This is a genomic window from Kocuria arenosa, from assembly GCF_042879215.1.
Classification (GTDB): Bacteria; Actinomycetota; Actinomycetes; order Actinomycetales; family Micrococcaceae; genus Kocuria; species Kocuria arenosa.
Genome location: NZ_JBHZTA010000025.1, coordinates 1 through 12730 on the forward strand (window position 1 = coordinate 1; position 12730 = coordinate 12730).

Annotated in this window: 10 protein-coding genes; 5 read left to right on the forward strand and 5 right to left on the reverse strand. The window is 68.6% G+C overall.

From position 1 onward, the window contains the following. A partial coding sequence (locus tag ACFYE3_RS18755; RefSeq protein WP_387611913.1) for a serine hydrolase domain-containing protein occupies positions 1 to 652 on the forward strand: 652 nt, incomplete at its 5' end. A 166-nt stretch (positions 653 to 818) separates the two neighbouring features. On the opposite strand, the gene ACFYE3_RS18760 is transcribed toward ACFYE3_RS18755, so the two are convergent. The 3 genes from ACFYE3_RS18760 to ACFYE3_RS18770 form a co-directional block, all read right to left on the reverse strand. After that, on the reverse strand, positions 819 to 2033 hold the full coding sequence (locus tag ACFYE3_RS18760) for an AI-2E family transporter (protein ID WP_387611916.1): 1215 nt from the start codon (positions 2031 to 2033) through the stop codon (positions 819 to 821). A gap of 513 nt (positions 2034 to 2546) precedes the next feature. Then, positions 2547 to 4010, reverse strand: a complete 1464-nt coding sequence (gene cls, locus ACFYE3_RS18765) for a cardiolipin synthase (RefSeq protein WP_387611919.1) — start codon at positions 4008 to 4010, stop codon at positions 2547 to 2549. A gap of 135 nt (positions 4011 to 4145) precedes the next feature. Next, on the reverse strand, positions 4146 to 4868 hold the full coding sequence (locus ACFYE3_RS18770) for a hypothetical protein (RefSeq protein WP_387611922.1): 723 nt from the start codon (positions 4866 to 4868) through the stop codon (positions 4146 to 4148). A 183-nt stretch (positions 4869 to 5051) separates the two neighbouring features. Here ACFYE3_RS18770 and lysX point away from each other — a divergent pair, with 183 nt between their 5' ends. Beyond that, positions 5052 to 8333: a bifunctional lysylphosphatidylglycerol synthetase/lysine--tRNA ligase LysX gene (gene lysX, locus ACFYE3_RS18775; protein WP_387611924.1), complete on the forward strand. Its 3282-nt coding sequence runs from the start codon at positions 5052 to 5054 to the stop codon at positions 8331 to 8333. Positions 8334 to 8470: 137 nt separating this feature from the next. Next, positions 8471 to 9625 (forward strand): alpha/beta hydrolase, encoded by a 1155-nt coding sequence (locus ACFYE3_RS18780; RefSeq protein WP_387611927.1) that lies wholly within the window; start codon positions 8471 to 8473, stop codon positions 9623 to 9625. Positions 9626 to 9754: 129 nt separating this feature from the next. Here the strand turns inward: ACFYE3_RS18780 and ACFYE3_RS18785 are convergent, their stop codons facing one another. Then, positions 9755 to 10633, reverse strand: coding sequence for an LssY C-terminal domain-containing protein (locus ACFYE3_RS18785; protein ID WP_387611930.1), 879 nt, complete (start codon positions 10631 to 10633; stop codon positions 9755 to 9757). 499 nt (positions 10634 to 11132) lie between these two features. Between ACFYE3_RS18785 and ACFYE3_RS18790 the strand changes: the two genes are divergently transcribed. Both ACFYE3_RS18790 and ACFYE3_RS18795 read left to right on the forward strand, forming a co-directional pair. Further along, positions 11133 to 11675 (forward strand): CGNR zinc finger domain-containing protein, encoded by a 543-nt coding sequence (locus tag ACFYE3_RS18790; RefSeq protein WP_387611933.1) that lies wholly within the window; start codon positions 11133 to 11135, stop codon positions 11673 to 11675. A 324-nt stretch (positions 11676 to 11999) separates the two neighbouring features. Beyond that, positions 12000 to 12197 (forward strand): hypothetical protein, encoded by a 198-nt coding sequence (locus ACFYE3_RS18795; protein WP_387611936.1) that lies wholly within the window; start codon positions 12000 to 12002, stop codon positions 12195 to 12197. Between the two features lie 137 nt (positions 12198 to 12334). Here the strand turns inward: ACFYE3_RS18795 and ACFYE3_RS18800 are convergent. Continuing rightward, positions 12335 to 12730: hypothetical protein (locus ACFYE3_RS18800; protein WP_387611938.1), on the reverse strand; the 396-nt coding region annotated here is incomplete at its 5' end.

Here is a 12730-nt window from a genome sequence, read left to right on the forward strand (position 1 = left end):
CGGTGAGCAGTTCGACTACTCCAACACCAACTACATCCTGCTGGGCCTGGTCATCGAGCAGGTCACCGGCCAGCCGGTCGGGGACGTCCTCGAGGAGAACATCTTCGACCCCCTGGGGCTCGACGAGACCACCTGGCCCGGGGCATCCACTCAGATGCCGGAACCCTACGCGCAGGGCTTCACGCTCCAGGGCGACACCGCGACCCCGGAGGCCCCGGCCAACGCCACCCACTGGAACCCCTCCTGGGGGTTCACCGCCGGGGCCCTGATCTCGGACGTGGACGACCTGCTGGTCTACGGCCGGGCCATGGGCACCGGGCACGGACTGCTGGAACCGGAGGCCCAGCGGGAGCGCCTCACCTCGTTCCAGCCACCCGAGTCCGGCTACGGGCTGGGCTTCGGGTGCATCGACGGCTGGGTCGGACACACCGGGACGCAGCCCGGCTACAACACCACCGTCTACTACGACACCACCACCGACACCACCGTGGTCGTGCAGGCCACCAGCGACATCCCCTCCGGGGACTGCCCCGAGTCCCCGGTGCTGGGCGACGACCCCAAAACCCTGCCGTGCGCCACCCCGGCCACACGGATCTTCACCGAGGTCTCCACCGCCCTGGGCCACACCTTCACACCCAACCCAGAACGCTGACCACCACACACCATGGCCTCAGAGGTGACGGATACTGAACCTGGAACGATCGTCAGACGGATCCGTTCATGGGTCGGAAACGCTGTCGGCGCCACTGCCCACAACGCTTTACACCGACCCGTCCTGCCGGCTGTGATCGACGAGTGAACAGAGGGGATCTGCAGGGTCAGGGTGAAATCTGGGTGTGGGAGGGCATGCGCGGGGTTGGAGGCGTGGCCCAGGGGGCGGGACGGGCTTGGTCACGCATGCGCTGGTATCGGCGGCGGTTCAGCCGGCTGATCCGGTCGGCTGCGCTTTCCTTCGGGGAGACGGGATCGGGCCCCAGCACTGGGTCTTCGCCGGTCTGGTAGCGAGTGGTCCAGACCTGCAGCACGGCCCAGGTCACGGCGGTCAGCGGCACGGCCAGCACCGCGCCTGCGACCCCGGCGAGCACGGTGCCGGCGGACAGGGCCAGCAGCACCACGAGAGCGTGCAGGCGCAGGGTGTGGCCCATGACCACCGGGTGCAGGAAGTAGCCCTCGAGGTGATTGACGACCACTACGATCAGGACGACGATCAGCGCCGCGACCGGGCCGTTGGTCACCAGCGCCACTAGTGCGGCCAGTGTTCCGGCGATCAGGGCGCCGACGATGGGAACGAAAGCGGTGAGGAAGACGATGATCGTCAGCGGAACGACCAGTGGTACCCCCACCGCCCAGAGTCCGATCCCGATGAAGGTGGCATCGACGGTGGCGATCAGTGCGATGCCGCGCACGTAGGACCCCAGGATGCTCACCGCTCGGTCCCCGGACTCGGCGAGCCTGGCCCGGGTGTTCCCGGTGAACCAGCGCAGCATGAAGTTCCACAGGCGGGGACCGTCCTTGAGGAAGAAGAACAGTACGATGACCATCAGCACGGCGCCGGTCAGCACCTCGGAGGCCGCTGTCAAACCGCTCAGGGCGCTCCGCCGGGCGCCGGCGCTGGCGAGGTAGTCCCTGAGCTGGGCCAGGGCCGCGTTGAGTGTGTCCGCGTCCACCGGCGCCGGCAGCGGTCCGGCGGCGAGGAGTTGCTGGAAGTGCTGCCAGCCGGTCGTGGCCGCAGTGATCAGGTCGTCGAGCTGCCCGCGCACCCCGAGCACCACCCCGGTGATGATCCCGCCCATGACGCCGAGCAGGCAGACGAAGACGGTGAGGGTCGCCCCGGTGTTGCCCCACCCATGGTGGGTCAAGCCCTGGACCAGAGGGTGGACCGCGCAGGCGAGGATGAGCGCGACCAACGCCGCCAGCACGACGACCTTCAGCGCCAGCACCACATAGAGCAGCATCGCTGCCACGGCCGTGAGCGCCAGCAGTTGCACGGCCCGTGCCCCGGCCCGGCCCAGCCCGTCGGCCCACGGGGACACCGCCTGCTGCGCGGGAGGCGACGGGTCACCCTCAGAGGCTGCTCCCGACGGCGGGGGTGTGCTGGGTAAGGGTTCGACCTCTTGGCGCCCGGACTGGCGGCGAACAGGGAGGAGGTGCGGAAAGGTGCGCACAGGGACCACTTCCTACGGCCGGTAGACGCCGACGCGGCTCATCGTACGCCCGTCGGCGAGAAAAGGATCCCAGCCGTCCTGGACACGACGACGGTCGTCAACACGCGGCTCCGACAACTGTCAGAGCGGCGTTACCCAGTCTTACCGGAGTCTCCACGAGCCATGAGCAGCATGGTGGTGGGTCCAGAGTGCACATGACAGCGTGCACGCCCACATGGAGATCCATTCCTTCCGCGTCATGGTTGCCGCAGGAGTCCTCCAGGTTCCGCACAGGTACAGGTCCCCGGACGGGACAGGACGGCCGATACGCGGGGATCCGAGGATGCGACGCAGTGCCGGGCACGACCGTGTCCGGCGGGCGGGGGGCGAGTGCCGGAGCGCTCACATGACGGCCGAAGTCAGTCGGCAGACGTTGTCGAGATAGCGCTGGTATCGGGGTTGCCTTCTCCATTCGGCCAGGGAGAGCTGGTGGGCGACCGCATGGTACTGCCTGTCGTTGGCCTGTAGACGTGCCACCAGGTCCCCGCCGAAGGCGAGCAGCATGATCTCGTAGTCGAGGGTGAAGGAGCGGAAGTCCATGTTCGAGGAGCCGATGGCGGCCACGCTGTCGTCGATCGTCAGGTACTTCGCGTGCAACACCGTCGGGGCGGGATAGAGGTAGATGAACACGCCCGCCTCCAGCAGGGCACGGTAGTACGAGCGCTGGGCGTGCCCCACCAGGAACTGGTCGGCCTCCTCCCCCACAAACAGCTCCACCCGCACGCCCCGGTAGGCGGCCGTCGTCATCGCGGCCAACAGCGATTCGTCGGGCACGAAGTACGGACTGGTGATCAACACCTTCTCGACGGCCAGATGGACCAGGGAGGTGAAGATACGAAGGTTGGGTTCGGAGGGGAACCCGGGTCCTGAGGGAATGAGCTGCATGGCATTGGCAGTGCCTCCGGGAACGAGTTCCGGCTTCCGGACGAAGTGCTGCCGGGGGTCGAGCCGTTCTCCGGTCTCGGTGTACCAGTCGGTGGCGAAGACCGCTTGGACAGAGAGCACGATGTTGCCGCTGACCTTGATCGTGAGGTCCTTCCAGCGCCGCCCGAGTCGTGCGTTCCTCGCGCTGCCGTAGGCCGGGTCGATCATGTTGTGGGAGCCGACGAAGGCGGTCTCGCCGTCGACGACGAGCAGTTTGCGGTGGTTGCGCAGGTCGGGGCGCCGCCACTGACCGCGTAGTGGGGAGATCGGCATCATCAGCTGCCACTCGATGCCTGACTCCGTCAATCGGCGGCGGAAGTGCCGCCACCCCGGGTACTTGCGCGAGCCGAGGTGATCCATGAGTAGACGTACCGCAACGCCCCGCCCTGCAGCGTCCGCCAGCGCGGTGAAGAACGGGTCGGTGGTGTCGTCCCACGCCATGATGTAGAACTCCACGTGCACGTAGTGGCGGGCGGAGGCGACGGCGTCGGTCATCGCCGCGTAGGCCTCTCCCGTGTCGCCGTAGAGCCCTTCGTCGGTCCCGGTGATGCAGGGCATGGCGGTGAGCCGACGGGCCATGCGCAGCACTGACTCCAGGGCCGGCGAGGGTTCGGCGCCGACCGGTATCGAGGGCAGGTGCCCGGTGTGCTCGATCAGTCGCTGATTGGCCTCGGCCTGGATGGTGTGCCTACGCCCCCGCACGTAAGGGCTGCCGATCAGCCAGTACAGCGGGAAACCGATGAAGGGTACGAACAGGATCAGCAGCAACCACGCCGATGACGACGACGGGCGGCGATTCTCCGGCACGGTCCCGACGGCGAGCAGCTTCAGGCCGTACTCCACGGTGAGGAACACGGTCGTCGCTACGTGCACCCAGCCCATGGCCACGGAGTCTACTGTGGCCTGGCTGAGGTGCCTGTGGTCCTTCCGCCCCCGGGGCTCGCCATCCGTCGACGAGAGGACGTCCCGGCACCCAGTCCTATACACGGGTGCCGCCGGTGCGTCCCAGGGGCCGGGCTAGGCGATCAGGAAGCGGCCGATGGCGAGGAACCGCACCGCGTCCACGGTCAGGAACAACCCCACCAACCCCAGTGCCGATCCGAGCAACAGGTGGGCCAGCGGGCCCAGGCGCCTCTGTGCAACCGCCACGATGCGCACCATGGCGGCGTGCCTCTTGGCCATGATGGCGACGAGGAGCAGGGCCAACGGCAACTGGGAGATCAGAGCCCAGAGAGTCCATCCGGCTCCCACCAGCCACTGGGGTTGGTCGCCCGCCGTGGCCACGAAGATCTCGAACGGCACGTCGAACACGACGATGGCGACGAATCCGAGGGCCGTGAGGTACAGGCCTGTCGCGTTGGGAGGACGCCGGGTCGAGGTCCTCGCGCGGTGATGGCGACGGACCAGGCGGTGGGTGGCGTAGACGAGCAGCCCCGCACCTACCGCGAGCTCGATCCAGGCCGCGGTGGCCCCGTCGCGGAGCAGAGCATGCCAGTCCACCCGCGACAGACGCGACCCGACCAGCGCGGTCAGGGCGATCCCGCAGACCGCGGTTCCCGGGATCAGCACGGCCCCGAAGCCCAGCACATGGCGAGGCGGAACCCCGGAGCCCAGCGCGGCCGCCCCGATCAGGGCGGGGCCAGGGTCAAATCCGCCCAAGCCTGTCGCGGCCGCTGCTCCGATGAAGCTCCACAGGTCCACCGCTCGCCCTTCCACCGCTCCACAGGCCGCTTCATCCACGTGATTTGTCTATCGCAGGACCGGCCCTCTATCTAGGCTAAGAGCGGATGTCACCGGGAAGGATCTTCGCCCATGGGTATTTCCGCGCCGGTTCACTTGGTTCCCACTGCCGCCGATGTTTCTGGGCCGGGGACTGAGGCCGGATCTGCTCCGGTGCCGGTTGCCCGGGAACGGTGGGCGAAGGTGCTGGTCTGGGCTTTCGCCCTGGCCACGGTCCTCGCCGTCGTGTTGTGGTTCGTGCACTTGCTGCGCCCCTCCCTCGTGCACTGGCCGACCATGATCCTGGGTGCGCTCAACATCCCGTTGAGCCCTTCACTGGTCTCGGTCGTCACCCTGTTCCTGCTCACCGGGGCCCTCATCCGGCGCAAGCGCATGGCCCTGGTGATTGTGGCTGCCTTCGAGCTGGCCGGGATGCTGATCTCAGCGGGCATCCTCGTCGGGGTGTGGGGCTTCGGCCTCGAGGTGGGCCCGACACCGAGGACAGAGCCAACTCACCTCGCCTTCGAGGTGCTGGCGGTGGTGGTGGGTCTGCCCCTGCTGTGGCTGACCTGGTGGGTGCGAGACGCGTTCCCGGCACGCACCCGGTCCGGGGCCGGTGGTGCCGCTGCGCTTACGCTCGTGACCGGGGTCGCCCTGTCGGTGGCCCTCACTCACGTCCTGCTGCTGGCAGTCACCGCCACGGCGGTTGACGACTGGCGCGTCCTGGCCGCGGCGATCTCACGTGCCTTGGGAGTGCCGGTCGGAAATCCGCGCTTTCACGAGGCGGTGCCCGAGTGGATTCCCTTGTTGAGCTCGGTGCTGCTGGCCTTGACCCTGATCTCGGCCCTCTACGTGTTTCTCCGCCCGTCCCGGCGCAACGAGGACTGGTCGGGGGAGCAGGAGGTGGCGTTGCGCTCGTTCCTGGCCACCCACGGAGAGGACGACTCTTTGGGGTACTTCTCCACGCGTCGTGACAAAGAGATCGTCTACTCCCCCGATGCCCGGGCGGCGGTGGCCTACCGGGTGGTCGGGAGTGTGTCGTTGGCCGCCGGTGACCCGGTGGGAGACCCGTTGTCCTGGGCCCAGGCCGTCGCGGCGTGGAAGGACCGTGCCCGCCGGTACGGTTGGACCCCGGCGGTGCTGGCAGCTTCCGAGGCCGGAGCGAGGGCGCATGCCGCAGCGGGTTTGGCAGTGACGACGCTGGGGGACGAGGCTGTCCTGCACACCGATCGATTCTCCCTCGCCAGCACGTCGATGACCGAGGTGCGCCGAGCGGTGCGCCGAGCCGGCCGGGACGGGTTGAGCGTACGGATCCGCCGTCACGCGGAGCTGTCCGCTGGTGAGCTGGGGCGATTGGGTGCTCTGGCGGAGCAATGGCGGGGGGAGGAACCGGACCGTGGGTTCTCCATGGCGCTGAACAGGTGGGGCGATCCGGCCGATGAGCAGTGTGTGGTGGTGACCGCTCATCGCGGCGAGGGCGAGGTGGTGGGCCTGCTCTCGTTCGTGCCCTGGGGGCGTCGTGGTCTCTCCCTGGATGTGATGCGCCGGTCCCCTGAGGCGCCGAACGGCACTACCGAGCTGATGGTTGCCGAGCTCATGGAGCAGGGCTCGGCACGCGGGTTCACGAAGGTGTCGCTGAACTTCGCGATGTTCCGCTCGGTCTTCGTCGACGCCGAACGGCTCGGTGCCGGCGGGTTGACCAGGATCAACAGTTCCGTCCTGGGGTTCTTCGACCGGTTCTTCCAACTGGAGAGCCTCTACCGGGCCAACGCCAAGTACCGCCCGGAGTGGGTGCCCCGCTATCTGTGCTTCGACGGTGCTCTGGCCCTGGCCCGCACCGGAGCCGCAGCAGGCCAGGCCGAGGGCTTCCTGCCCATGCCCTTCACCGCACCAGCATCGCAGCACCGGCTCGACGAGAGTCAGCTGTGCCGGATCCGGGCGCTCCAGGAAGCCCCGGTGTCCGTGCGGGAGCCGCGGCGCACCCAGCAGACCCAGCACCGGCTCCGGCACGCGCGCATGCTCCAGGAGGCCGGAATGCCCCCGTACCCGATCGGAGTGGCCCCAGCTTCTTCCGTCGGTCGCGTGGATCCGGCCGCGGCGACCGCCACGACTCCGTCCACCGGCGAGGAAGAAGCACGGCCCCAATGGCGGGTGCACGGGCGGGTGCGGGCGATCCGGCACCACGGTGGGGTGCTGTTCCTGGACCTCACCGACGCCGGAACCACCCGTCAGGCCGTGCTCGAGCGCCAGGTCCTGGGGGTGGAGCACTTCGGGGTGCTGGCCCGGGCCCTGGACACCGGGGACCTGATCGTCGCTGAGGCCCACCCCGGTCGGTCCCGGAAGGGAACGCCTTCCCTGCTCGTGTCAGCTCTCACAGTGGTGGCCAAGGCGCTGCACCCGGTTCCCTTCTCCGGGTTCGAGGACCCGGAAGCACGGTTGCGGCGCCGATCCACCGATCTGATCGTCCACCCCCAAGCCCTGGACGTGCTCGCAGGTCGTTCGGCTGCGATCACGGCGATGCGCCGGTTCCTCGTGGAGGCCGGCTACCGCGAGGTGGAGACCCCGATGCTCAACACCGTCCACGGTGGGGCCTCCGCACGCCCGTTCCGGACCTTCATCAACGCCTACGGCACCGCGCTGACCATGCGCATCGCCCCGGAGCTGGCCCTCAAGCGGCTGCTCGTGGCTGGAGCGGGACCCATTTTCGAGATCGGACGCAACTTCCGCAACGAAGGCGCAGACGCCACGCACAACCCCGAGTTCACCTCATTGGAGGCCTACCACCCACTGGCCGACTACCACGACATGCGCGAACTGACCGAACGTCTCATCAAGACCATGGCCACCACCTTGCACGGTTCACCCCTGCTGCCCCTGCGCGACGTCCACGGCACCGGCCGGGTTTCCGTACTCACCGATGTTTCCGGACCATGGCCCGTGATCGCAGTCACCGACGCCGTCTCACAGGCGGTCGGACGGCCCGTCTCGATCGACACCGATCTCGACGAGCTGCTGGAGATCGCCACCGAGCACGGAGTCGGCATCGGACCGGGCCAGGGAGCGGGCGCCGTACTGGAAGAACTCTACGGTGAGCTGGTGGAACCAGCCACCATCCACCCCACCTTCTACTGCGACTTCCCGGCCGAGACGTCTCCGCTGACCGCCCCGCATCGGAGCGTTCCCGGTCTCGTCGAACGCTGGGACTTGGTGGCCAACGGGATGGAGATCGGCACGGCGTACTCGGAACTCACCGATCCGGTCGAGCAGCGGCGACGCCTGACCGAGCAATCCCTGAAGGCGGCCGCCGGGGACGTGGAAGCCATGGAGATCGACGAGGACTTCCTCTACGCCCTGGAGACGGGAATGCCACCGGCCGGAGGCCTGGGCATCGGGGTGGACCGGTTGGTGATGCTGCTCACAGACAGCACCACCATCCGTGAAGTACTCACCTTCCCATTCGTTCGTCCTCCTTCCCCACGCAGTTGAATCCGCAGGATCCAACCTCCACATGATTGCGTCCATCGCCTGGGGCGCCCCTGCGTGGCACGAGCGATCTGCTCTTCACCTCGCGGAGCCACCTTCCCGGGCCACCATCCGGGGCCGGGCAGGAGACAGGAGGGGCAGTGCCTGACTACGAACTCACCGAGTGGGTCCCGCTGGCCACCACGTTGGTGCTCCTGGTGCTCACCGCCGGGTTCGCGGTCCTGTGGCTGCCCGACCACCGGGGGCATGGATGGGGCAAGTACCTTGTGCAGGCCCTGGCCTTGGTCCTGGTCACCCTCCTCACGGTCCTCACCCTGTTCCTGAAACTCAATGCGGACAACCGCTGGTACTCCTCCTGGGCGGACCTCTTCGCCGGCGACGCACCCCGACCGGCGACGGAGACGGTGATCGGCGCACGGCCCGGGCGCGTGAACTCCCCCGCACCGCTGGACGATCCGACGTTCAGCGACCATCAGCGCAATCCGCGGTCCAATCCCGACATCGGGTCCCAGATCGCCCCGGCGTCGGATGAAGGGCAGTGGGTGTCCTTCGACCTGACAGGGCCCACGACCAGAATCACCCAGCAGCTGCTGGTGTGGTTGCCCCCGTCCTACCTCGACCAACCGGACCGCGCCTATCCGGTCCTGACCGCCTTCACCGGCTATCCCGGGACTCCCGAGGCCTACATCCACACCTTCGACTTCGACCGCATCGTGCGGGACCAGGTCGCCCAGGGGCAGCTGCGCGAGCCGATCGTGGTCATCCCCGATGTCTACCCCTCCGGGCTGGACTCCGAGTGCGTCGACGGCTCCGCAGGCAGGTACGAATCCTGGGTGACCGTGGACGTGGTGGAGTGGGTGAGGACGAACCTGCGCGCCGCCGATAATCCCCATGCATGGGCCACCTTGGGCTATAGCGCCGGCGGCTGGTGCGCCACGATGCTCTCGGTGCGCCATCCGGACCGGTGGCCCAGATCGATCAACATCGCAGGGTACTTCTCCCCGATCTACACGCAGGGCCAGCAGTGGGCAGCCCACGACGACCCCCGCTACACGCTGGGATCCAGCATCGCCCAGCTCCGTCCCGACGTGGACATATGGTTCTTCAGCGGCGGCGGCGACCCGATACCGCTGCAGTCGCTGGCCTCGTTCCAGCCGCACGTACGGGCGCCGACCTCGCTGACCACCCGCATCACCAGCTCGGGCGGACACCGACCCGACGTGTGGCGACCGGCCATGGTCGAGTCCCTGACCTGGCTGGGAGACACGTCATCCTCCTTCGCACCCATGGCCTGACCCGCAGGCGCCGCACCCGACCTGAGCCTGCCCTCCCCACCTGGCGAGCACGCGCACGGAATCGGCGCCGGCGCCCCACAGCGGGCCGAGTCGCGGGATCATCCCGGTGGTCCTGCCGGACGGGACTGCTCACCCGACGCCGGGACCATCGCCCGGCGCCCCGAACTTGCCGACGTCGATGATGGGCAGGTCCCCGTCCGTCTCGATGGCGTCCCCGCCCCCATTGCGTGCGTGATATCCGGTGGAGTACTGCTCGACGACGTGGATCCTGGCACCGACGGCGTGCAGGGATGAAACGACGAGGTCCCGCTCCCGGTCGGTGTCTGCGGCGATCTTGTGGGTGATCTGGAGCGTGAACAGGGACAGGCCCACGCGCCGGTCGAAGGTGGCCGCCCCGATGAGGTCCACGGCGTACCCACCCGGGAGCCTCCACCCCGGCGGGCAGATCCAGAACCGGACATGGTGACGCTGGGCCGGGCTGCCCGCCACCTCCCGCTCAAACGCCAAGGACTGCCTGCAGCCGAAGGCGAACAGGGAGCTGACGGGCGCCGCCGGGTAGCTCCGGCGGAACATGAACGCCCGCACGATGCGCCAGCCAGTGCCAAGCGTCAGAGGATCCGCGATGGTCCAGCCGGCCCTGACCATCGCGGCCGACAACCGCGCAGGGGCACCCACCACCGCCAGATTGACCGGGTCCCCCAGCAAACCGTCAGAGGTGCGGGCCCGCCCGATGAAGTAGCTAGGGACGTAGATGCCGGTGAGCAGACGGTGCAACCGGGGCAAGAGCACATAGGCCGACAACACCCAGAGCGGCAGGAACAACCAGGGCAAGCGCCCGTCGTCGTCGACCTCCTCGAGAACGAGATGGTAAGCGCCCCAGCCGGCCAGCACGCTGGTGAGGAGGAACCCGAACCGGTGCGCCCACAGAACCACCGTGGCCCATCCGGCGCCACCCTGCGGCAAAAGGCTCCGCTCGTCACTGTCGGGATACCCACTCCCTGCGTCCATCTCGTGCTCCCCGCCCCGTGTCCGGCACCGGACGTCCCCGGCGCCGGTCGTGGTGCTCCCAGGCTAGTGACCACACCAGCACCGGAGGAAGCGCCGCAGGGGACCGCCGCACGATCGGGTGACGTTGAGCTGACTGATAGCCGCTATCCGGGCCATATGTAATGTCGAACCCCTTGTGACTTCGAGCGTCGGGAGGGGGTCATCCAGTGATCAGGGCCCTGCGCGACGCTGTCCATAGCTCAAATTTGAGGAGTGTTGCAGTCCTGACGAGGAACTACCCCGTCCAGCAGCGATCAGAGGCCCTGTGCGGGAGCGCGATGGGGGCCCGTTTCATGGGTTCCTGCCTGGTCTCTGAGGGCGTGCAGGGGGGCAGACAACGCAGGTCATTCTCGTGGTGGAACATGCCAGCGGGTGGGGAACCTGTTCCGGCCCGTACGTGATCATTTACGGTGACCCCATGGCGCGAGGTCGAGAACCCCAGTCCTCATGGGGCCCCGGATTGCCTTTTCGTCCCGGGACGATCTGTCTTGACTTCGGCTACACCGGTGGCTTCGGCGTCGGGCTCCTGGGCGGGGACCGCTTGCGGGGGCCCGAGGACCTGACCCTGTGGTTGCGTCAACACATCTCACCTGCCGTGGCTGCCGCCGCGGAGCAGGACTTGGCGCACGCCCTGGATTTGCGCGGTGGCATCGTCGACGTCGCCCGCGCGCTGGCCCGCGGTCACGAGCTCCCGGAGGATGCGTTGGTCCGCATTGATGCCCTCACCGCGCGCTCCGGCATCCCTGGACGGATCGATGCACCGGCAGCTGTGGTGCCGGCGTGGCCGGTGGAGTGCGCGCTGGCCACGATTTCGGAAAACGCGGCCGCCACTTTTTCTGCGGGATTCATCCGCGTCCGGGTCTGCGCCGCGCCGGACTGTGACCTCATCTTCTACGACGGTTCAGCCGCCGGAGCACGTCGATGGTGCTCCATGCGTCACTGCGGTAACCGGGCCAAGGTGCGCGCCCACCGGGCACGCAAAGCGACCAGCCCCGTGACCTGAGCCCGAGTGCCACCCCACCCCAGGAACTGGAACCATCGTGGGACCGCCATCTTCTCCCCCCGGGGGGCCTACCTCTGCCGAGCACCGGCGGGAGCGGTCCGTCGGTACGACGTCACCGCCCCCGTCCGGGAATGCCGGAAGAGGTTCAGGAGCTGGAATCTTCGAAGACCTCCAGGCGGGCACCATCGAGGAACTCTGGACCCGCCACGACTTCCTGAGCACACCGGCCCCCCTGAGAAAAGAACCTGATGAGCTGCGCACCGGATGTCCCCGACCCCACGGACCCCGCCCACAACGACACGGGCGAGGAAACCACCCAAGACCATGAGGCCCGCCGGCGAAGCCCAGGGCGGGCTGGTCGGTGCCGGGGCCGCCCGCAGCTTCAACGACGCCGTCGACCGGCGCCTGGCCCGCCGGACGCACGAGGACTCCTCCCTCGGCAGCAGCGCAGCACAGGGCGGGGGCCGGCCCGACCTGGAGGAAGAAGAGGACAGCCCGGTGCGCGTCGACAACCCTGAGTAAGCACCACGTGCACGGCCACCGCCGGCGCCCCCTGCCCGTTGTCGGGCCGGGGTCCTCGGCGGCGCACTCCCGACACGCCCCGGGGCCCCTGGGACGGTAGCCGGTGTGGGGAGCCCGTCCCAGGGACCCGGACGGTTCTAGATACCCCCGCCCGGCAGTCGGCCGCCGCCGCTCGGCGGCACCTCACCTTGGGCATCCGGGTCCTCCCCCGGTGCTGGGCCAACCGCGTCGTAGGCGGTCGGAGGTTCCGTGGGCGTCACCGGCGTGGCGGTGTCCTCGGGCAGAGGAGTCGGGACCAGTGTCGTGAACTCCTCGCTCACCGCCTCCTCCTCGATGAGTGGGGCCTCGACGGGGGTGCCTTCCTCGAACGTGCCTGACTCGATGTCCGTGTCGGTGTCCTCCTCGGCATCCTTGTTCTTGGCCGCCGCCGCCGCGGCCACCCCGGCGGCGGCCACCCCGGCGGCGGCCACACCCGCGGCGACCGCCTTGCCCGACACCCCGGCCTTGCCGTCGTCACCGCGGGAGGCCGCGGC

Bases quoted from the DNA above. Each gene is read 5' to 3' on its own strand.
- ACFYE3_RS18795 (WP_387611936.1), top strand. From the start codon at position 12,000: ATGAGGCCCGCCGGCGAAGCCCAGGGCGGGCTGGTCGGTGCCGGGGCC.
- cls (WP_387611919.1), bottom strand. From the start codon at position 4,010: ATGGGCTGGGTGCACGTAGCGACGACCGTGTTCCTCACCGTGGAGTAC.
- ACFYE3_RS18785 (WP_387611930.1), bottom strand. From the start codon at position 10,633: ATGGACGCAGGGAGTGGGTATCCCGACAGTGACGAGCGGAGCCTTTTG.